This window comes from Pseudomonas hamedanensis (assembly GCF_014268595.2).
GTDB lineage: Bacteria > Pseudomonadota > Gammaproteobacteria > Pseudomonadales > Pseudomonadaceae > Aquipseudomonas > Aquipseudomonas hamedanensis.
Genome location: NZ_CP077091.1, coordinates 2,330,788 through 2,352,999 on the forward strand (window position 1 = coordinate 2,330,788; position 22,212 = coordinate 2,352,999).

The 22,212-nt window shown below is 60.5% G+C and carries 16 protein-coding genes; all 16 read right to left on the bottom strand.

Annotated features, from left to right (window positions below):
• Positions 1-34 precede the first annotated feature (34 nt).
• The 16 genes from HU739_RS10025 to HU739_RS10100 all read right to left on the bottom strand — a co-directional run bounded on the left by HU739_RS10025 (position 35) and on the right by HU739_RS10100 (position 22,189).
• Complete coding sequence (locus HU739_RS10025) at positions 35-772, bottom strand: cephalosporin hydroxylase family protein (RefSeq protein ID WP_186550748.1); 738 nt, start codon at positions 770-772, stop codon at positions 35-37.
• 17 nt (positions 773-789) lie between these two features.
• A complete protein-coding gene (locus tag HU739_RS10030) occupies positions 790-1,860 on the bottom strand; it encodes a class I SAM-dependent methyltransferase (RefSeq protein ID WP_186550750.1) in 1,071 nt (356 codons plus the stop codon).
• A complete protein-coding gene (locus HU739_RS10035) occupies positions 1,850-2,722 on the bottom strand; it encodes an NAD-dependent epimerase/dehydratase family protein (RefSeq protein WP_225922820.1) in 873 nt (290 codons plus the stop codon). Before HU739_RS10035 ends, HU739_RS10030 begins: the two co-directional genes overlap by 11 nt.
• Positions 2,719-3,279, bottom strand: coding sequence for a dTDP-4-dehydrorhamnose 3,5-epimerase (rfbC, locus tag HU739_RS10040; RefSeq protein ID WP_186550754.1), 561 nt, complete (start codon positions 3,277-3,279; stop codon positions 2,719-2,721). The genes HU739_RS10035 and rfbC overlap by 4 nt, the downstream gene beginning before the upstream one ends.
• Positions 3,276-4,358 carry a CDP-glucose 4,6-dehydratase gene (rfbG, locus tag HU739_RS10045; protein ID WP_186550756.1) on the bottom strand — a complete coding sequence of 361 codons (1,083 nt, stop codon included), beginning with the start codon at positions 4,356-4,358 and terminating at the stop codon, positions 3,276-3,278. The genes rfbC and rfbG overlap by 4 nt, the downstream gene beginning before the upstream one ends.
• A complete protein-coding gene (gene rfbF / locus HU739_RS10050) occupies positions 4,340-5,113 on the bottom strand; it encodes a glucose-1-phosphate cytidylyltransferase (protein ID WP_186550758.1) in 774 nt (257 codons plus the stop codon). Before rfbF ends, rfbG begins: the two co-directional genes overlap by 19 nt.
• 910 nt (positions 5,114-6,023) lie before the next feature.
• On the bottom strand, positions 6,024-7,964 hold the full coding sequence (locus tag HU739_RS10055) for a calcium-binding protein (RefSeq protein WP_186550760.1): 1,941 nt from the start codon (positions 7,962-7,964) through the stop codon (positions 6,024-6,026).
• Between the two features lie 211 nt (positions 7,965-8,175).
• Entirely contained in the window at positions 8,176-11,769 is a 3,594-nt protein-coding gene (locus tag HU739_RS10060) for a glycosyltransferase (protein ID WP_186550762.1), read from the bottom strand.
• Between the two features lie 109 nt (positions 11,770-11,878).
• On the bottom strand, positions 11,879-13,447 hold the full coding sequence (locus tag HU739_RS10065; protein WP_186550764.1) for a flagellar hook-associated protein 3: 1,569 nt from the start codon (positions 13,445-13,447) through the stop codon (positions 11,879-11,881).
• 13 nt (positions 13,448-13,460) lie between these two features.
• Positions 13,461-15,506, bottom strand: coding sequence for a flagellar hook-associated protein FlgK (gene flgK, locus HU739_RS10070; RefSeq protein WP_186550766.1), 2,046 nt, complete (start codon positions 15,504-15,506; stop codon positions 13,461-13,463).
• A 25-nt stretch (positions 15,507-15,531) separates the two neighbouring features.
• A complete protein-coding gene (gene flgJ / locus HU739_RS10075; protein ID WP_186550768.1) occupies positions 15,532-16,836 on the bottom strand; it encodes a flagellar assembly peptidoglycan hydrolase FlgJ in 1,305 nt (434 codons plus the stop codon).
• A gap of 11 nt (positions 16,837-16,847) precedes the next feature.
• Complete coding sequence (locus tag HU739_RS10080; protein ID WP_225922843.1) at positions 16,848-17,936, bottom strand: flagellar basal body P-ring protein FlgI; 1,089 nt, start codon at positions 17,934-17,936, stop codon at positions 16,848-16,850.
• Positions 17,937-17,963: 27 nt separating this feature from the next.
• A complete protein-coding gene (flgH, locus tag HU739_RS10085; RefSeq protein ID WP_186550772.1) occupies positions 17,964-18,659 on the bottom strand; it encodes a flagellar basal body L-ring protein FlgH in 696 nt (231 codons plus the stop codon).
• A 52-nt stretch (positions 18,660-18,711) separates the two neighbouring features.
• Positions 18,712-19,497 carry a flagellar basal-body rod protein FlgG gene (flgG, locus tag HU739_RS10090; RefSeq protein ID WP_186550774.1) on the bottom strand — a complete coding sequence of 262 codons (786 nt, stop codon included), beginning with the start codon at positions 19,495-19,497 and terminating at the stop codon, positions 18,712-18,714.
• Positions 19,498-19,542: 45 nt separating this feature from the next.
• On the bottom strand, positions 19,543-20,283 hold the full coding sequence (locus HU739_RS10095; RefSeq protein WP_186550776.1) for a flagellar basal body rod protein FlgF: 741 nt from the start codon (positions 20,281-20,283) through the stop codon (positions 19,543-19,545).
• Positions 20,284-20,626: 343 nt separating this feature from the next.
• The gene (locus HU739_RS10100) at positions 20,627-22,189 is read right to left on the bottom strand and encodes a sigma-54-dependent transcriptional regulator (protein WP_186550778.1); all 1,563 of its coding nucleotides are present in this window, start codon (positions 22,187-22,189) and stop codon (positions 20,627-20,629) included.
• Between the last annotated feature and the right edge of the window lie 23 nt (positions 22,190-22,212).

Genomic DNA, 22,212 nt, shown 5'->3' on the forward strand with positions numbered 1-22,212 from the left:
GACTCGCCGAAACAACGCTGGGTAATGTTGCGAATTAACGGACGCGACGCAGGTAGCCGTCGGGCGCCACGGTGATCAGCAGTTTGTTCTGCATCTGCCGATCGATTTCAAAGTCGTTGTTCTCTTCCAGGTATTTCCACACGGCGGTTTTCGGGTTATCGCCGTGGCCCCACGGGCGATCCGGAAAAAAGTCCGCCGGCATGTCTTCAACCACGGTGTCCATCACCACGCAGTAGCTGCCCACCGAAACCAGCGGCGCATACAGACGCAGCTCTTCGAGTACGTGGTCGTGGGTATGATTGGAATCGAGCACCAGAATCACTTTCTTGCCTTCGGCAATGGCGCGGACTTGCTGCGCGGTCGCCTCGTCAATGCTCGAGCCTTCGATCATCTGGATGCGCTTGGCCATCGGGTGGCTTTCGATCGCTTCGCGGTTGTGCGGACGAATGTCAAGGTCGATGCCCAGCACTTCACCGTGGCCTTGCAGCTCCAGCAACGAGGCGTAGTAGATGATCGAACCGCCGTGGGCGATGCCGCACTCGATGACCAGGTCCGGTTTGACCTGCCACATGATCTCCTGCATGGCCATCATGTCTTGTGGCAGCTGGATGATCGGGCGGCCCATCCACGAGAAGTGGTAGCTGTATTTATGGCGCGCCGACTCGTTGAAGAACTCCCGGGCCAGACCTACCACTTTCTGGTCGTCACCCTGACGCGCGATCTCTTGCTGGCATTCGTTTTCGAAGGCTTGATGGATGCTGTTTTCGGTCATCTTGATAGTCTCAGGGGTCACTGGAACGAAGCGCTGTCGACGGCGTGATAGACGAAGCGTGCGTCGGTCATCCGCTTGATCTCTTCGAGGTAATTGGAATTCATCACAAACAGGTTGGCGCCGTCCGGCAAGGCATCCATGGCTTCCTGCGGCGAGGACACCCGCGCACCGCTGAGCGGCAGGTAACGCCCCTGTTTGGCCGGGTTGATGTCGACGACGCGATCAACCGCCACACCGGCGCGCTGCAAGGCCAGCGAATAGATCACGCCTTTGGACGACGCGCCCCAGATGGCCGAGCCCTGTGCCGGCGCGGCCCGAATGATCTGCACGGCACGCTCGAGACTAGCGGTGAAGGTGTTCGCCAGCGTCAGCAAGGACGGTGTCTCGACCGGCGCCGGTTGCAACGTCGACAGATCGGCGACGATGTACAGGTATTGACCGCCAAACAGATGTCCAGCCTCCAGCACGTTGCCAAACATGGCGCGCAGGTCGGCGAGGCGGAAGTAATTGACGTGCTCATAGAACACGTCGAACCAGGCGTTGTGCTCGACAATCCAGTCGAAACACGGCACTTCGATGTAGATCTGTCCGCCCTGATTGGCTGCCGCCATTTGCGCCAGAAACGCCAGCGGATCGCTGATGTGTTCCAGCACATGACGCAACACGATCGCGTCCGCCGCCAACCCCAGCTCGCGGGTGAACGGTGCCTTGATCACGTCAGGGTTATCACCTTCATAAGAGGGGTCGATCCCGGTAATGGCGTAGCCCTTCTCCCGCAACATCTCGAGGAAATAGCCTTTGCCGCAGCCGACTTCAATCAGGTTCCGGCCTTTAAAGTGTCGGGCCAGGATCGCTTCAACATCATTGAGGTGCTGCTGAAACTGCGCCGAGTGCGCCTGCTCGTTTTGATAGTCGGCGTCATAGCTCAGCTTGTCGGCATCGAAGGCCTGGTTGAAGATCAATCCGCTCTGGCTGTCCTGCACAAGAACAATGTCTGCCGACGCTGAGGCTCGTGCTTCTTCGGCACTGGCGAACGTGCGGTTCTGCAGCACCGGCAAGCCGGTCGCGCGATAAAGCTCATGCAACATGTTCTTGCCCCTTCAGTTGGGAGATTCGCCGGGCATCGCCCCAGAACGCCATGGGCTCATGGGCGGAATAACCGTAATGACCCAGATTCAATTCGATCGTGGACTGGCGTTCGCGGACTCGTTGCTCAACCAGCGCCCGTACGGAAATCGGCCGGCCACTGCAGCAGTTGATGACGCCATCGACATCTGGCCGGCCGATCAGCGAGGCCAGTTGTGAGGCCGCCTCGGTAATTTCCAGATAATCCCGGAGCTGGTCGCCCATCGACATATTGAACTGTGCTTCACCGCCATCGATGGCTCGGTCCAGGCTGGCCAACAAACTGTTGGCGTTCTGGCCTTCGCCATGGAGGTAGAACAACCGCGCCCATTGCAGGCAGAACGCATGCTCATGCTGCAAGGCTTGAAGAAACAGGCGCAAGGTGTGCTTGGCCAGGCCGTACGGTGTGCAGGGCTGGGGCGAGACTGACTCGGCCAACGGGCCGCTTTGCAAGCCGTATTCAAAACATGTGCCCGTGACCAGCACTTGGCTCACACCGGCAGCGACCGCGCGTTTGAGAAATGCGTAATCCGCCGGCAGGTTGCGTTCGAAATGGAACAGCGCCTGATAGTTTGGCAAGCCGCTCCAGGCCAAGTGCGCGACGACATCCACGCCTTCAACCAAACGCTCGACATCAAGGTCCGGCGCGTGCAGATCGGCGGCGACAAATTCCACCTGCGCAAACCACGGCAAACTGCGGGCCGAGTCGAGGTCGCGCGCAACCGCACGCACCTTGAAGCTTCTGCAAAGCAAAGCGCTGACCAAGTGGCGACCGACGAAACCGGTGGCGCCAGTGACCAGCACAGTGGTGGTGGCCGCCGTCAAAGCTCGACTCCCTGAAAATGCTCGTCGAGCAGCGGATGACTGGCATCCTTGGCTGACAAATTCTTGACGGGCAGCGGCCATGAGATCGCAAGTGCCGGATCAAGGGCCGACAACCCCGCTTCATGCTCCGGTGTGTAATCCGCATCGGTGAGGTACAACACTTCCGATTCGTCAGTCAACGATTGGAAGCCGTGGGCAAAACCGGCAGGAATCAAAAAACTTCGGCCATCGTCAGCGCGCAGCTCTTGCGCATGCCATTGCAGATACGTCGGCGATTGCGGCCGCAGGTCGACCGCCACATCCCAGACCGCGCCGCGCAAGCAAGTGATCAGCTTGGATTCGGCGTAACCGGCTTTCTGATAATGCAGACCGCGTACGCTGCCCTGCCCGACCGTGCGCGAATGATTGATCTGGCGGATCGCAAAAGGACGACCCTGGGCGGTCAGACGGCTCTGGCAGAACAGTCGGGCGAAACGGCCGCGCTCATCGCAGAACACTTTCTGCTGGATGAGGTACAGGCCCTCCAGTGGCGTTTTCTGCAAGGTGTAATCGGTCATGAACGCTCTCTGTACAGATTCAATTGGTTCAAGGTCACGGCGCGCATGTCATCGCCGTTCTGCCAGGCCAAGTGCCAATCCAGCGTTTGCGTCAGGCAGGCCTGTAACGACCAGCGTGGTTGCCAGCCGAGCACCTGACGCGCGCGGCTGCTGTCCAGACGCAGCAGACCGGCTTCGTGCAGTTCACTCGGTTCGATGCGCAAACCACGGGCTTGCGGCCAGCGGTTGGCGAGTAATTCGACCACTTCGCCGACGCTGCACATGTCTGCCTCGCCAGGGCCGAAGTTCCACGCACCAGCATATTCCGCGCCGTATTCGTAGAGGGCGGCAGCCAGTTGGAGATAACCGGCCAGAGGTTCCAGCGCGTGCTGCCAGGGGCGCACGGCTTGTGGGTAACGCAAGGTCACCGGCTCGTCGGCGGTCCAGGCTTTCAGCACATCGGGAATCAGTCGCTCCGGAGCAAAGTCACCGCCGCCCAGCACATTGCCGGCACGCGCGGTGGCTAGCGCGAGACCGTGCTCAGAGTGCTTGTCCGCCGGGAAAAACGACGCGGCATACGACTGCGCGAGCAATTCGCAGCAAGCCTTGCTGCTGCTGTAAGGGTCGTGACCACCGAGGGCTTCGTCTTCGCGGTACGGCCACAGCCATTCCTTGTTGGCGTAGACCTTGTCGGTGGTGACCAGCACGCAGGCGCGCACGCCACCAACCTGACGAATCGCCTCAAGCAGGTTCAGCGTGCCCATGACGTTGCTGGAGTACGTACCGAGCGGGTCGCGATAGCCCTCGCGCACCAAGGGTTGGGCGGCCAGATGCAGAACGATCTCGGGCTCGGTCTCGGCGATGATTTCCAGCAAGGCGCCGAGGTCACGCAGATCGCCGCGCTGGTCGTTGATACCCTCGCTGACCCGCGCCAGTTGAAACAGGCTCGGCTCGGTCGACGGGTCCAGCGAAAAACCGCTGACTTGCGCACCGAGGCTTTGCAGCCACAGGGTCAGCCAACCGCCCTTGAAACCGGTGTGCCCGGTGACCAGAACGCGTTTGCCACGCCAGAACTCCGCACTCAGGCCCATTGCTTCCATGGGGCCTCCCCGCTCTGCCACAACGCTTCAAGATGGTTCTTGTCGCGCAAGGTGTCCATCGGTTGCCAGAAGCCCGAATGCTCATAGGCATGCAGTTGTTCCAGCTCGGCCAGTTGCATCAGCGGTTCGGCTTCCCAACTGGTTGCGTCACCCGCGATATACGGCAAGACCTGCGGAGAGAGCACGAAGAAACCGCCATTGATCCAGCCGCCATCACCACGCGGTTTTTCGGTAAAGCCCATGACCTGATTGCCAGTGCGTTGCAACGCGCCGTAGCGGCCGGGAGGCTGCACAGCTGTGACGGTCGCCAACTTGCCGTGCGCTTCATGGAAGCGGATCAGCGCGCCAATATCGATATCCGAAACGCCGTCGCCGTAAGTAAAGCAAAAGGCCTTTTCATCTTTGAGGTAAGGCGCAGTGCGCAACAGTCGGCCACCGGTCATGGTCTCCTCGCCGGTGTCGACAAGCGTGACGCTCCACGGCTCACTGTAATTCTGGTGCACCTCCATGCGGTTCTCGCGCATGTTGAAGGTGACGTCGGAGGTGTGCAGGAAGTAGTTGGCGAAGAAGTCCTTGATGGCGTAGCCCTTGTAGCCGAGGCAGATGACGAAGTCGTGAATTCCGTGCGCGGAATACTGCTTCATGATGTGCCAGAGAATTGGCTTGCCGCCGATCTCGATCATCGGCTTGGGCTTGAGGTGCGACTCTTCACTGATGCGCGTGCCGAGGCCACCCGCCAAAATAACTGCCTTCATCGTCTCCCCTCTTGTTCTTCACCGGGCTGCGCATGGCTTTGTTGAGCGTTGCGAGCCTTCTGGCTAACCCTTTTGCCGCCTGCGGCGCCGCTGCGATGACGGCAAGCGCTCGTTTTATGGCGATTTGCGGGGCACTTGCAGGAAACGCGCCAGCTCATGATGGGGCGGCGGCGGGAGGTGGGTTGATCGGGGTTACCTTGCGAGTCATGCAGATGCTCAAAAGCCGGAGCAAAAGCCAGATCAAGAGCGAGATCAAAAGATCGCAGCCTTCGGCAGCTCCTACCGTTGGATCGTTTGTATCTGGTAGAAATTTGTTGGCCGGCAGGCCGTCATCGCGAGCAGGCTCACTCCTACAGTTGAATCGAGTACATCAGCGAGAACAGGTCGGCTGTCAGGCCGCCTTCGCGAGCAGGCTCGCTCCTACAAAAGCAAAAGCAAGCAGCGCAGCTGCCCGCGGCGAAGCCGCCCCACTCAACAATGAGCGTTAGCTCGAGTGCTCTTGATCCACGGGCGACTTCGGGAGGCTGAGTGGAGGGATGGATCCGGGCGTGGGAGCGCAGCGACCGTTTGGCGCAGCCAGACACAGCGGAAGGAGGTGCAGCGAAGCAAACCGGAAACGCTGCGCCCGGATCAATCCCGCAGCGAAGGAACCCGAGCCTGCGAGGGCCGAACGCAGGAGCAAGCCTTTTTGGGTACTTTTTTCTGGGCCGGCATTCCGGGCGCCTGGAAAAAGTGCCTCGCCGTAAGGGCGAAACCGCCAGCAGCAGCCCCCGAAAAAACGGATACTCACCCAAAACCCCAAGAGCATGGCCGGCCCAAAAGCCGCCAGGTCAAACACAAAAAAGGGATGAATCAACCACGATTCATCCCTCCTTCAGATCAAGTCAGGCCAGACCAACGACCCGACCAATCACCCGAACATCGCAAACCCATCACGACCAACAGGCAGCTCAAAGACATGGCCATCTGCAGTCTGCAGATGCTCGATGGTGTTCCCCCCCGCGTACCAACCCAAAAGTTTCACGCCGTTGTCCGGCACACCACTACCTCCGCCGTTGGCGTTGTGCAGATAAGCGTCGTCACCGACACGGGCCACATTCAATTGGCTGACGTTGGCGATCGCATTAAGAATCAGCGTGTCGTTGAGATCCAGCCCCTCATCCTTGATCGTTACCAGCCCGGACGTGTTGACGATATAGGTGTCATCGCCCTGCCCACCATATGCTGTACCGCCGGCATTCGACTGCCCGGTGAGGTTAAGGATCAGCACATCGTTGCCTTCGTCACCAAATAACGTGTAATGGCTGCCCGCACCGGTAAGCACATCATTGCCCTCGCCGCCGCTCGCGCGGGTGAACAGGCTGTCACGCGCATCGACGATGACATCGTCACCCGCGCCGCCGGACAAGGTGTCGGACTGCCCGGCGGCATCAAGGCCGGACGCCAGGCCCCCATAGATGTAATCGTTGCCGTCGTCACCGTAAATCCGGTCATCGCCCGCCCCGCCCTCCAGAACGTTATTGCCCCACTCGCCTTCCAGAACATCGTCGTACTGGCTACCGCGCAGGCCTTCAATATCGATGTAGGTGTCATAAAGCGCGATGCCACTTTGCAGGCCCCACTTCAGCGAGGCGCTCAAGCCCTCCGTGCTGTCGCCGTAGCTGACGATATCGATGCCCGCACCACCCTCAAAGCGATCGCCACCGGCTCCACCCGATAACACATCGTTCCCGGCACCCGAGACGATGGTGTTGCCCTCGTCATTGCCGTACCCGGTGAAGTCACCCGTCCCGGTATAGGTCAGGTTTTCAACAAACGCACTGAGTTTCAATTCAGACAGACTGGTGTACACGTGATCAGTACCGCCCATGAAGTCGGCGTCCTCCTCCACCGTCACGTCGGTGCTGTCGATCGTATAGACGTCGTCGCCGCCACCGCCCGCAACCGTCACACCGCTGGCATTGACGGTGAAACGATCTGCGCTGCTGGAGCCGATAACCTTTTCCACGTCCAGCAGCGTGTCGCCTGCCGCATTGACGCCTTGGCCGACCAGGACGTTGACCGGATCGAAGGCATAGCGATAAACCACAGTGTCGTAACCGTCGGCACCGTCTATGACCATCGAATCATGATGGCGATAAATCACATCATCGAACCCTGATCCCTTAATCGCCTCGATGCCGGTGAACATGTCGCCATAGGCAATGGTCAGTCCGTCGTAGTTGGTAAAGTCTTCGACTCGCACCCCTTCCAGGCTGTCGCTGTAGCTGACGGTATCGTAACCCTCGCCACCAACGAAGTGATCGGCACCATCACCACCCCACAGCCAGTCGTTGCCGGCACCACCGATGATTTCGTTGTCACTGGCATTGCCATAAGCCTTGAAATCGCCGGTGCCGGTGAAAGTCAGCTTCTCAATGAACGGGTCCATCTTCATGGTGTTGAGGCTGGTGCGTAGCTCGTCATAACCCAAATAATCTTCTTCGATGATCGTCACACCTTCACTGTCGACGATGTACAGGTCGTCCCCGGCGCTACCCTCCAGCGTCACCCCGCCAACCGAACTGGCAAACGTATCGTTGTGGAAAGTCCCGAAAATTTTTTCCACACCGATGAGCGTATCCACCTTGCCTTCAGGTCCTGAGGCCGTCGTCCCGGCATTGCCCAACTCGACATTGATGCCCGAAGACATCGCGTAATACGTCGCCGTATCAAAGCCTTCACCGCCATCCAGGACATCATTCCCTGCACTGCCGATCAGGACATCATCCGACTCCAGTCCATAGAGTTGGTCATTGCTGTCGGTGCCGGACAGGACGTCCGCTTCGCGCGTTCCATTCACTACTGACATTTGTGTCTTCCTTGCGTTGTTGTTGAAAGCGGATCTCGATCGGGGGGCCTGCGCTCCGACGGATGAACAAACGAATGTAGAAATATCGACAGCGTCAGAGCAAACCTTGAGGTGCCAGGCAAGTTTTCAGCTGAATTGAGCGAGTGCTGATTCCAGGCAAAAAAAAGGCGACCGAAAGGTCGCCTCTTTAATGCTGTTCAAACCCAAGCGATCAATCCGCCAACCAGCCATATTCCCAATACCGCAGGTTATCCCCGCGCAAGACGTAGTCTCGCAGCACCACCTCACGCAATTCATCGCCCATGCGATAACTCGCATCCGGGTCGGCCAAGTGCATGCGAATCGCTTGCAGCCATTCATCGGTGCTGTTGGTCTTGACCCGCGTGCACGGCAAATAACCACGATAAGCCTCGGTATCGGTGCAGACCACCGGGAAGCCGCAAGCTCCGTACTCAAGCAGCCGCAGGTTGCTCTTGCAGTCGTTGAAGATGTGGAACTCCAACGGCGCCAAAGCAAGATCAAGATTCAGGCTGGCCAGTTTGGCCGGATAGACATCCAGCGGAATCACACCGTGGAATTCATGCATGTATGGCCGCAGATCGTCCGGGCACATGCCGAAGAACACCCAGTCCACTTCGTTGGCCAGCTCACGTACCACGTCGGCGATTACCGCCAGGTCGCCGTGGTGACTGGTGCCACCGCCCCAGCCGACACGCGGTTTTTTCGAGGTGCGGCGCTGGCTGCGCAGATGCCCCCACAGATCCTTGGCCAACATGTTCGGCACCACGCGAATGTCGTGATGCATGTCCGACAGCGCGTTGGCCAGCGGCGCGGTCGAGACCACCACGCGATCGCACAAGCCGATCGCGCGGCGCACCATGCGCTCCATGTCCTGCTTTCCCGGCATGTTGCGGATGTGGGCATTGCGATGGGGAACGTCGATCACGTAGTCGTCGAGTTCAAAAATCCGTCTGGCGTGGAAGAACTTCTTCAGCGGCGGGATTTCATCAATGGTGTGCTCCGAGTAGCGCCCTTGCAGGACGATCACATCGGGGGACTGACGCTCGATATCGATGATCGACGGCAAACCATAGCAGACCCGCCCCTCCACCCGGTTGGCCGCTTCCAGCTCGATCATTGGCTGGCTCATGCGGTAGTGGCCGATTGCAGAGGCGTTGATCGGTACCGCCAGTACATTCGGCAGTTGCGCCTTGGAGAAGGCGCTCCAGCCGGTGCGCAGGCCCGGCTCAAGACTGAAGTTGGTGGCGCCCACGCCCTGCAGCGTCAGGTTGACGTTGTACGCTGAATCGCGCGCAACCAATGGTAGCCAGCGCTGATAAAACGTGTCCTTTTCCTCGGCGTGCTGCGCTTCCTCTTCCGGCGTCGTCGCCGTACTTGGCCGCGCGCCCAGCGCCAGCACGGCGTGCGGATTCATCACCACCAGATAACCGTCGCGGCCGACGCGCAGACACAGGTCCACGACATTGAGCGTTTGCTTGAGATCCTGCTCATCAAGGCCACCAGCGCTGTCAAAGACTGACTTGCGGATCATCAGGCAGTCACTGCCCACGGCGCTCAGGTCATGCACCGCCTGCAAGCGGTACATATAACCTTCCGACTGCATCGGCTGGCCATAGAACGGCAGCCCGACCGGCCCGTTCAAGCCGAGAATCAGGCCGGCGTGCAGCACGCCGCCATCCGGGTTGAATAGCTTGGCACCGACCACACCGACTTCCGGCCGCTGCGCATGATTGAGCAATTCGTCGAGCCAGTCGGCCTGAGTGATCACGGCAAACGCATTGAGCATCAGCACGTACTCGCCGCGCGCCTGCTGCACGGCGAAGTTATGCACGGCGGCGGCATTGCCTTTCTGCGGGTACTTCAGCACGCGAATCCGGTCGCTGCCCAGTTGCGCCATGCCATCCAGCCACGCCAGCGCCTCGGCGCTTTCGCTGCCGTTATCGACCAAAAGCAATTCGTACTCGCCGTAGGCGGTCTTTTCCAGCAGTGTCTCGACACAGCGTTGCAAGGCTGCTGTCTGGTCCTGCGTGACGATGATCACCGAGACCAAGGGACGCTGGTTGTAGTGATAGTCGACACGATTGAGCAATTCGCGACTGCCGCGCCTGATGTCGTGAGCGATACCAAGGCGTTGCAGGTGCGCTTCAAGAATGCGCGGGCTTTGCTCGACGACGCCCGGTGCAGTCAGCCACTGCGACAGATCGAATTTCGATTCCAGCAACACCTCAGCGATGTGGCCGACGATCTGCAGGCCGTCGCTTTCGACCATCCGCCAGAGCATGTCGTGGGGCGCCAGTTCGGCGAACGCCGGGGCGAAACCGCCGAGCGCCAGAAAGCGCTCGCGCTGAAACGCCAGCGCCCGGCCGACATACGGATAACTGCGCATGAGGTCGAGGTTGAAATCCGGTTTGAATGCCGGCTCCGCCGATTCGCCGTCGCGCAGACTGCCCTCATCGCTATACAGACAACTCAGCGACCGCGAATGCGCGATGCGATCGGCCATCACCAGCAACGCCGGCGCCACCGGGCAGTCACCCGGTTGCAGCAGATAGAACCAATCGGCGCCTTCCAGTTGCGGCAGTAGCGTGTTGATCTGCTCCAGGCCGTCATCCTGCAACGGCATGTGAAACACCCGATCCTGCAACTGCGCTTCGGTACACGCCGTAGACAGCACCAGTACCAGTTCTGGCGGATAATCCTGGGCTGCGAGCGCAGCAAGGGTGCGTTCCAGACCATCGCGACTGCCCTGCGCGTCGATGATGATCGGTACGATTCTCGGCTGATGCGACCAGCCCGCGAGCGTTTCCGGCAGCCACTTGCGCTGCGCCTCGGTGAGTACCCGACATGCCAGCCACTGCGCATACAGCTCACCAAAACTGAAGCTGTCGACGCCCACGCCCAGTTCCTGACGGCTCTGCTTGGTGCCTAGAGTGCGACTCAGCGGCAGCTCTTCCCAAACCCGAGGCGACGTATCCGCCTTGGTCAGTTGCACATAGCGAACCCAGCCTTGTGCCGGTGCCGACTCGCCGCTGCGGGCTTTGAGCATTTGCAAGATCCACTCGCGCTCAACCTCGGCGGCATCTTTCATCGGCTGCTGCGCGCTCAGACGTTCAGGGTAAAGTCGCTCGGCGCTCAGTACATTGTTGGATGTCACCATGTTGCCGCGCCGCAGCAGGCAGACATACAAGGCAAAATCCAGGGTCGCGACGAAGCACGCGCCCTCTTCGGTCAGGGCCGGCAACAATTCGGCGACATCGGCGCGCCGGAACAACGCGCTGCTGAAGCCGCCGAGTACGTTGACCGGGAATTTTTCGAAAATACTGAGAACATCGTCGCCTTTGAGCAAGGCGTTCACGGGCGACAACGGGCTGTTTTCCAGACGCGCCGGCAAGATGATGTCGTTGGCATCCCACAGCAGCCGCTGCGCGACCACCAGACTGACCTCTTCGCGCTGCAACTCATGGGCTTGCTGTTCGATACAAGCCGAGTAGAGCAAGTCATCGTCACACAGGAACTTGATGAACTCGCCGCGCGCCTGTTCGAGGCAGGCCTTCAGATTACCCACCAGCCCCAAAGTCTTTGGATTGCGTACGTAGCGCACCAGCACACCCGTCTGTTCCGTGACTGAGCTGACGATATCCTTGATCTCGCTGCCACGACTGTCATCGCACACGACGATGTCGAGATTGCTGTAAGTCTGGCTGACAGCACTGTTCAGCGTCCGCTCGAAAAAACGCGGATTGAACGCGGGAATGGCAATGCTGACGAGGGGAAGTGAATTCACGGCGGGCTCACAGGCGGTACGAGCCCGCTCGGAAAAGCGAGCCCTGATTATCGCGAAAAAACATTGACTGAGGGACAGCGCAAACGGGCGCTGATGCGCCCGCCCGCCATCAGATCTTGTTGAACAGACCCAACTGGCTGATCTTGCTGAACGCCAGTTGTGCGGCTTGCAGCATGGTTTGCTGCAAGGTCAGGCGGGTCATGACTTCGGCCGGATCGGAATCGCGGATCGAGCCCTGAGTCGTGGTGTTCGCCATGCTCAGGCTGTCGTTGGTGGTGGCCTGCATGTCCAGCGCCTGGCCGCGGGCACCAATGGTGGTGACCGAGGCGCCGATCTGATTGGCGGCGGCGTCGATGTTGCCCAGACCCGCCTCCATCGCGCCTTGCAGCTTCTGCTTGGCGACCGGATCGCCATCGACCGGGATGTTCAATGCAGTGATCATCTGGCCCAGGGTGTCGAGCACGTTCTGGGTCTGGTGGTTGTTCGGCTGGATCGAGAACTGATCGCCAGTCGCCGGTGTACCGCCCAGCGCGAAGGTCACACCCGCCGCGGTCGCGTTGCCACCGACCACGGTGCCCGAGGACACCGGCTTGCTGTCAGCCGTCACTGGCGCTGCGTACAGATCGAAATCGGTGGCGCTGGTGAATTTGAGGACTGCGCCACCCTGCGGGAATGCTGCGGTGTAGGCGGCCTGGTCAGTAATGGTCGAGCCGGTAATTACCGAGGCCGAGGTATTGCCAGGGCTGCGCGTGGTGGTGAACGAGTCAGGCGTGCTCGACAGCTGGAAGCTGTGCCCGGCAATGACCGCATCCGGGTTGGTGTCACCGGCCTTCAGGTTGATGTTCAACTTAAGGTCAACGCCACGGAAGCTGACAGTCTGGTTGGCGCCGCTGCTGTTGCTGACCAGGCCGTTCTGACTGGCCTCGGCGGTCACATCGTTGCCCAACGCATCGGTGATTTTCAGCTGGGTGCTGCTGACGAAATCGATGGTATACGGCTGCCCGGCCGTGAACTTGGCGTCATAAGTGGCGGCAGTGCCGACAGTGCCGTTGGACAGCACGACACGCCCGTCATCCACAGCTGGAGCGGTCATTTTGGTGTTGGTGCGACCGGTATTGATGGTCTGCTGGAAGGCATCCCAACCGGTGGTATTGGTGCCGACGGTCATGCCATCGCCAATGCCCAGATTGATGGTGGTCTGGTCGCCGTTGTAAGTGAAAGTACCGTCGGCATTTTTCGAGTACGGTGCGGTATCGGTTTTCGAACCTGAGAACAGGTAATTGCCGTTCGCATCCTTGGCGTTCATCAGGCCCAGCACTTGTTGCTGGATCTCGCCCATTTCCGAAGCGTAAGCCTGGCGATCCTTGTCGGTGATCGTGCCGTTGTTGGCGGCCAGGGCCAGCTCTTTGGCTCGCGCCAATGCGGTGGTGATCGAGTCCAAAGTGGACTCCTGCACGTTCAACGCACTCTTGGTGGTATCGACGTTAGTCTTGTACTGATCGAGCATCGCCGCCTGCTGACCCAGCTGCAGCAAACGTCCGGCACCGATCGGATCATCCGCCGCGGTGTTGATACGCTGCAGGCTGCTCGCCTCGCTGGCGGTGGCAACGGCCTTGTTGAAGTTACGCTGATAATCCGAAGCTTGCGTTCCGTAATACTGGGCGGTGGAAATGCGCATGAATTACGACTCCTTAAAGGCTGTTGATCAGCGTGGCGAAAGTTTCCTGCGCAGCTTTGATGATCTGCGAAGACGCTGTGTAGTACTGCTGGTATTTGACCAGGTTGCCGGTTTCCTCATCCAGGTTGACCCCGGACAGCGAATCGCGCGCGCCTTTGGCGTTATCCAGAATCGCTGTGGTCGCAGCGCTGTCGGATTTGCCCTGGGCGGTCTTGGTACCGACGTTGGTCACCAATTTGTTGTAGGCGTCGGTCAGGCTGATGCCCTTGCTCGCCGAACCGGTATCGACTGTCTGCCTGGTCTGCAGGCCGACCAGCGCCTGGGCGTTGCGGTTGTCCGAAGACGCCGCGCCGGTCAGGTTCATGGTGAAGGTTTCGCCCGTCTTCGGCGTGCCGCCGACGGTGGTCTGCACGCTGAAGGTTTTCTGCACGTTCGGCGTGACGCTGGTGTCCAGCACCGGGTTGCCGTTGGCATCGACGATGCCGACTTTCAGGTCCAGGGTATTCGATTGGCCAGGCACGATGGTGCCGGTGCCCAGCGTCCCGCCCTTGGCGTCGACCAGGGTGTACGACTGGCTGCCGCCGCTGGCCGCGCCGAACACCAGTTTGACCGGCGTCGAATTCTTCAGCGCCGCCTGCATGTCAGCCTGGGCGGTCGGGTTGTAGATGTCGATCTTGTCGCTGAGCGTCGGCTGGGTGTAAGTGCCCAGACCGTTAGCGCTGGCGACACCGGTCAACGGACCTGCGGCAGCGATTTTCTTCGGATCGGTGAGTACCGTCTGGATGCTCGCGGCCGCATTGCGGGTCGGAGTGACCTTGAAGGTGTCACCGGCGCTCAAGGCGCCACCCTTGAGGGCCAGGGTGAAACCGTCGATCACCGGCGGCGGATTGGTCGTGGTGCTGAAAGTGCCGAGGTCGGTGCCGTCGGAGCGCTTGACGGTGTAGTCGGTGGCGCTGGTGAACGTGACCTGATAATCGCTGGTGGTCAGCTTGCCGGTGTCCTTGATGGTCACATCGAGGTTGCCGGAGCCGGCGCTGTTGCCATCCTGGGCAATGCTGCGCTGACTGATCAGCGCGGCACTGTTGATGTTGTTGAAAATCGCCGCGCCGAAGTCACCGTTCTTGTCGATGCCCTGGGCTTGCTGGCTGTTGATCTGATCGGCAATCACCAAGGCCACACGGCCCAGCTCATTGAGCGACGGGTCGAGGACTTCCTTGCGATAGGTCAGCAGACCGCCGATTTCGCCACCGTTGATTACCGAGGTGATATCGATAGTGCTCGAACCGCGATCCATCTGGATCGACATGCGCGACGGGTCGGTTTTGCTGGCGACCATGCTCAGGCTGTTGGTGGTGTTGCCAATCACCAATGGCTGTCCGCTGCCGACATAAATGTCGAAGCTGGTGCCACGCTCCACGACCTGGGCACCGGTCAGCTCCGAGAGCTGGCGCACGGCTTCGTTACGGCTGTCGAGCAGGTCGTTCGGCGCCCCACCGCTGGTGGAGATCTCGCCGATTTTCTGGTTCAGGTTGGCAATCGAAGTGGCGAGTTTGTTCACCTGGGCGGTCATGTCGCCGAGGCTGCCATTGATCGTGGTGTTCTGATCGTTCAACTGTTTGGCGAGGGTGTTGAAACGGCTGGTCAGCGCCTGCGCACCGGTCAGCACCGATTGACGGGACGTGTCATCGGTGGCCGACGTCGAGACGCCCTGCATCGACGTGAAGAATTTCTGCAGCACACCGGTCAGGCCGGTGTTGGTGTCGGACAATATGGCGTCCAGCGGCGTGGCCTGCGCCAGGTACGACGCCGCTTCGCTGTTGAGCGAGGTCGCCGTGTGCAGCTGGCTTTCCAGATACGAGTTGTACACCCGGCGCACGTCAGCCAGGGTGGTGCCCGTACCGATGAAAACGCTGCCGTACTGCTGCGACGCTTTGGTGCCCTGTACGGTTTGCTGACGTGAATAACCGGCGGTGTCGACGTTGGCAATGTTGTTGCCTGTCGTAGCCAGAGAGGACTGGCTGGCCGACAGTCCCGACATCCCGATATTGAGCAAACTCATGGTTCAGACCTTATTACCTGGTGCCTTATAAAGGCGTGGTGGAGACACCCGCCGCAGCGTAGTTTTCAAAACTGTTCATCTGCTTGGCAATTTGCGAAATCTTCGTCGCGTAGTTCGGGTCGGTCGCGTAACCGGCCTTTTGCAATTCGCGTACAAACTGTTCTGGGTTATCGGCGGACTTCAGCACTTCTTGATAGCGATTGTTGCTCTGCAACAACGTCACCAGATCGTGGAAGCTGTCCTTGTACGAGGCGTAGGAGCGGAACTCGGCCGTCTCCTTGACCATCGCGCCATTGCGGAACTCGCTGGTGATCGCCCGCGCGGAATCGCCCTTCCAGTTGCTGCTGGCCTTGATGCCGAACAGGTTGTGACTGCTGCTGCCGTCCTGGGCGCGCATGACCGATTTGCCCCAGCCGGTTTCCAGCGCGGCCTGGGCCACCAGATAACGCGGGTCGACACCGATACGCTCGGCGGCTTCCTTGGCCATCGGCAGCATGGTGTTGACGAATTGGTCGGCGGAACTGAACGCCTTCTTCGCTGGCGCCAGCGGAATCTGCGCCATGGCGCGACCGTAAACCTGCATCTGCCCGCCCGCAGCTTTCTGCTCTTCGGCGCGGGCCAGCCAGTCGCCGTTGTACAGCGGTCCGGTGCCGGGTACGGCACTGGTCGCGGCGCGCGAAGGCAGCGCGTTGGTCGGCGCCGTGGTGGCGGTCGTCGGTGCCGACGGCACCAGTCCGGCAAGCAAGCGATCGGCCAGTTTCGGCGGCAGCGCCAGGCGCCGCTGATTGATCAGCGCCATATCATTGCGATGAGAAATATCGGTGTTCGGCGCATTCACCGAGCGTGACGCCCACAATGGACGTTCGCCATTGAGGCGCGACAACGGACCGTTGGTGGCGACGGTGCCAGCGGCAATCGGTGTTGGCACGGCCGCAGCCTTGGCTTTGGCTTCTTCCTGCTTGGCAGCAGAAGCGGCAGCGGCTTCACCCGGCGCCATGGGTTTGTTCTTCGACATCTGGCGCATCAGCACGTCGGCCAGGCCGATACCACCGCCCTCGCGGGACATGGAAACCGCCAGTTGCTGGTCGTACATTTCCTGATACTGCTTGGCCGCCGGGGTGTTGAGCGGATTGTCCTGACCGAGCGCATCGGTGGCCGAACGCATCGACTTGAGCATCTCACCGAGGAACAGCGATTCGAATTCCTGCGCCACTTTGCGCATGTTCGCTTCGCTGTTCTTGTCGCCGACCTTGAGCTGGCTCAGACGATTGAGATCCGAGTAAGACCCCGAATCGCTGCTGCTGACCAGACCGCTTTTACGTATATCCATGGTGAGCGACCTCAGATCACGATCAGATCGGCTTGCAACGCGCCGGCCTGTTTCAGTGCTTCGAGAATTGCCATCAAGTCGCCTGGCGCTGCGCCGACCTGGTTCACCGCCCGGACGATTTCATCCAGCGTGGTGCCCGGGCCGAACTTGAACATCGGCTTGGCTTCCTGTTCGGCATTCACCCGCGAACGCGGCACGACGGCAGTCTGGCCGTTGGACAGCGGGCCCGGCTGGCTGACAATCGGGTCTTCGGTGATGGTCACGGTCAGGCTGCCGTGGGTGACGGCGGCCGGCGAGACTTTCACGTTCTGGCCGATGACGATGGTGCCGGTGCGCGAGTTGATGATGACTTTCGCCACCGCCTGCCCCGGATCGACTTCGAGGTTTTCCAGGATCGACAGGTAGTCGACGCGCTGGCTCGGATCGAGCGGTGCGGTGACACGGATCGAACCGCCGTCGATGGCTTGCGCGACACCCGGGCCGAGCATGTCGTTGATCTTGTCGACGATGCGCTTGGCAGTGGTGAAGTCGGAACGGTTTAGGTTCAGCGTCAGGCTGTTGCCCTGGTTGAAACCGCTCGGCACCGAGCGCTCCACCGACGCACCGCCGGGAATGCGACCGGCCGACGGAACGTTGACGGTGATCTTCGAACCGTCACGGCCCTCAGCGTCGAAACCACCGACCACCAGGTTGCCCTGGGCCACGGCATAGACGTTGCCGTCGATGCCCTTGAGCGGGGTCAGCAACAGGGTGCCGCCGCGCAGGCTCTTGGAGTTACCGATCGAGGACACAGTGATGTCGACCTGTTGACCCGGCTTGGCGAACGCCGGCAGATCGGCACTGATCGACACCGCCGCGACGTTCTTCAATTGCACGTTGCCCGATCCCGGCGGCACCTTGATGCCGAACTGCGAGAGCATGTTATTGAAGGTCTGCAGGGTGAACGGGGTCTGCGTCGTCTGGTCACCGGTGCCGTTAAGCCCGACCACCAGGCCATAGCCGATCAACTGGTTGGAGCGCACGCCGGAAATGCTGGCAATGTCTTTCAGCCGCTCGGCGTGGGCGTTGAAGGCCGCCGACAAAAACAGCGCAGCGACCATAAGGCTTTTCAGATTCAACGTAGCCACCTAGAAAGGGAACAGCGGGCTGAGGAAGAAACGGTCGAACCAGCCTGGCTGACTCGCATCGGCAAACGCGCCAGTGCCCGAGTAGGTGATGCGTGCATCGGCGACACGGGTCGACGACACGGTGTTGTCGGTGGCGATGTCATCGGCGCGGACCAGACCGGCGATGCGCACCAGTTCGTCACCGGTATTGAGCGTCAACCACTTCTCGCCACGCACGGCGATGATGCCGTTGGGCAAAACGTCGGCCACGGTCACGGTGATCGAACCGGTCAGGCTGTTGCTCTGTCCGGACTTGGCGTCGCCCTTGGTCGAGCGGTCGGCGCTATAGCCGGCGTTCAGGCTCAAGTCACCGCCACCAATCGGGTTGTTGGTGGTCAGGCTGGAGCCGAACAACGAGGTCAGGCCGACCGAGTTATCGCTGTTCTTGTCCATCTGCGAGTTGGCGTTCTTGCTCGCCTGGGTGCGCTCGTTCAGGGTGATGGTGATGATGTCACCGACGCGGAACGCCTTGCGGTCGCTGTACAGGTTCTGCTCGAAACCGGCCTGATAGATCGAGCCATTGTTGGCCGCCGCCGGCAACGGCGTGCGCGGCAACACCGGCGCGTAGTAAGGGTCATTGGGCTTGGGCGTCGGAGCGACGCAGCCCGCGAGCGAGACGACCCCACTCAATGCCAGAACAGATACAAAGCGATTCATGACCCTACCTCACGGTGTTGCCGGCGACCCTGCGGTCGCCCCAAAGACTTGATTACAGATTCTGCGTTACGAACGAGAGCATCTGGTCGGCGGTGGAGATCACCTTGGAGTTCATCTCGTAAGCGCGTTGCGTGGTGATCATGTTGACCATCTCTTCCACGGTGCTGACGTTGGAGGTTTCCAGGGTGTTCTGCAGCGTGGTACCGAAACCGGCCAGGCCAGGCGTGCCGACTTGCGGTGCGCCGGAAGCCGCGGTTTCGAGGAACAGGTTGTTGCCCACTGCTTGCAGACCGGCCGGGTTGATGAAATCGGCGGTTTGCAGGTTGCCGATCACTTGCGACGCCGGGTTGCCGGCGATGGTGACGGAAACGGTGCCGTCGCGGCCGACGGTGAAGGTCTGCGCGTCGTTCGGGATAACAATCGCCGGCTCCAGAGCGAAACCGCTGGCGTTGACGATCTGACCATTGGAGTCGAGGTGGAAAGTACCGTCACGGGTGTAGGACGTGGTGCCGTCCGGTTGCAGAATCTGGAAGAAACCGCGACCGTCGATGGCCATGTCCAACGGCTGCTCGGTGGTTTGCAGGCTGCCGGCAGTGAAGTTTTTCTGCGTGCCGACAATGCGCACGCCGGTACCCACTTGCAGACCCGACGGCAATTCGCTGTCCTGGGTCGACTGGGCGCCTGGCTGACGCTTGATCTGATAGAGCAGGTCCTGGAACTCGGCGCGGTCACGTTTGAAACCCGTGGTCGAGACGTTCGCCAGGTTGTTGGAAATGGTGGTCAGGTTGGTGTCCTGGGCGGACAGACCGGTTTTGGCAACCCATAGAGCCGGAAGCATTCGATTCTCCTCGTGCGCCTGTTTTACGGCGCGACGTTCTGATAATTAGCTGATCTGCAAGACCCGAGCCATGGCCTGGTCGTCGTCTTTGGCGGTGTTCATCATCTTGACGTGCAACTCGAACTGCTTGGCCAGGGCCAGCACCGAGGTCATTTCTTCCACGGCATTGACGTTGCTCGACTCAAGGAAACCCGAAACCAGTTTGACGTTGGCATCGGCCTGGGCCGGCTGGCCGTCCTTGGTGTAAATCGAACCGTCGAGGCCTTTGTTCATGTTCTTGATGTCCGGGTTGACCAGCTTGATGCGGTCGACTTCGGCCATGACGCGCGGGCCTTCGCCCATCGCCCGGATGCTGATGGTGCCGTCTTCGCCGACTTCGACCTGCTGCTCCGGCGGCACGGCAATCGGTCCGCCATTGCCGATCACCGGCATGCCGTTGCCGGCGCGCAAGACGCCAAGGGCATCAATGTTGAGACTGCCGGTGCGCACGTAGCTTTCGCCACCGTTGGGGTTCTGCACGGCGATAAAACCGTTGCCGGTCACGGCGACATCGAGGTCGCGACCGGTTTCCACCAGCGAGCCTGGCGAGAAGTCAGTGGCCGGCCGTTCGCTCATGGCAAACGCGCGCGCCGGAAAGCTGTCACCAAATACCGGCATCGAACGCGCCTGCTCCAGGTCGCGCTGAAAACCGTTGGTGGAGATGTTCGCCAGGTTGTTGGCATGCGCCCGCTGCGCCAGCGCGTTCTGGCTGGCGCCGGTCATTGCCACATAAAGGTACTTGTCCACGCTCTTTCCTCTGCATGCCGGACGTTTGCCGCCCACTGCTGTACTGCTGAGCCATAAGCAATTTGCAGACCAACTTTTTATTGGCGGACGAAGGCCCGGTAAACAGGGGACTTGAGGGACTTAGAGGGGAAATTTGAAATGTGTCGAAGACGAAAAACCGGCGGTGTCATGCCGCTTCGCGGCAATCCCGGGTTTGGCGGGTGACGGAGATTTGTGGCGAGGGGATTTATCCCCGATGGGTGGCGAAGCCGCCCCGTTTTTCCTTCAGGACAACCTCATCTGCAGGCTTTGCGACTGCTGCGCAGCCGATCGGGGATAAATCCCCTCACCACAAAAGCTCTGCTTAGCTTTCGGGGTTCTTGCCCACTTCATACTCACGCAGCTTGTTGGCAATGGTGGTATGCGAAACGCCGAGCCGCTTACCCAACTGCCGACTGCTCGGATGCTCGGAATACAGGCGCTCCAGCACCGCTTTCTCGAAACGCCCGACGATCTCGTCCAAGCCACCCTCCAGCGAAAAATCGCCAAGCGGCTGACGCACGCCGTAATCCGGCAGACGAATATGCTCGGCCTTGACCGTACCGCCCTCGCACAGCGACACCGCTTGAAACAGCACGTTCTCCAATTGGCGCACGTTGCCCGGCCAGTGGTAATAGCTAAGGCGATCCATCGCCGCCGGGGCCAGTTTCGGCAACGGACAACCGATCTGCCGGCTGGCCTGATCAAGAAAGTGTTCGACCAGCGGCGTCAATCCGTCGAGGCACTCGCGCAGCGGCGGGATGTGCAGCGACAAGACGTTCAGGCGGTGGTACAGGTCCTGGCGAAACTCGCCGCGCGCGCACAATTCAGACAAATCCACCTGGGTCGCGCAGATCACCCGCACATCCAGATAAACCTCTTCGTCGCTGCCGACGCGGCGGAAGCAACCGTCCTGCAGAAAGCGCAGCAGTTTGACCTGCAAGCGCGGGCTCATCTCGCCGACACCGTCGAGAAACAGCGTGCCGCCCGCGGTCAATTCCAGCAGGCCAAGTTTGCCTTCGGCACGCGCGCCTTCGAAAGCCCCGGGGCCGTAGCCGAACAATTCGGTCTCGGCCATCGATTCCGGCAGCCCTGCACAGTTGAGCGCCATCAACGGCGACTGCCCGCGCGGACTCGCCAGGTGACAGGCGCGCGCCAGCAATTCCTTGCCGGTGCCGGTTTCGCCTTCAATCAATAACGGCGCATCCAGCGGTGCCATGCGCCGCGCTTCACGGACCACGGCAGCCATGACTTTGGAACTCTGAAAGATGCTGTCGAAGCCACGCAGTTCCTGCTTGCGCACGTTATAGATGCGCTCGCCGACGCGGTCGGCGCGGTGCAGTGTCAGAACGGCTCCGGCCATGGCCTCGCTGTCGTCATGCTCCGATTGCAACGGCGCGATGTCGGCGAGAAAGACGTCGCCCTTGACCTTGACTCGCATGCCGTTGATCCGCGACTTGTTCGCGCGCACCAACTCCGGCAAGTCGAAATCCTCGGCGTAGCGCGACAGCGGAATCCCCGGCACCTCATCGACGCGTACTCCAAGCAACTGCGCCGCGGCACGGTTGGCCGCGACAATCGAGCCGCCCATGTCGATCGACAGCACCGGAAACTCCAGCGCCCCAAGCAACGCGTTCAACTCCATGTGCCGACGCTCGCTGGGCATCAGCCCGACGCGCTTGACGCCAAACACCCCGGCAATCGCCTCGAACTTGGGGCGCAAGGCCTGGAACTGAATGTTGATCAGGTTCGGGCAATGCAGATAGATCGCGTTGCCATGCTCGCCGCCAACCTCACCGCGCGCGACGTTGATGCCGTACGCCACCAGCAAATTGAGGATGTCGCGCAGGATGCCGATGCGGTTCTGGCAGTGGACTTTGATGCGCATAAAAACACCTGAATGAACGACGG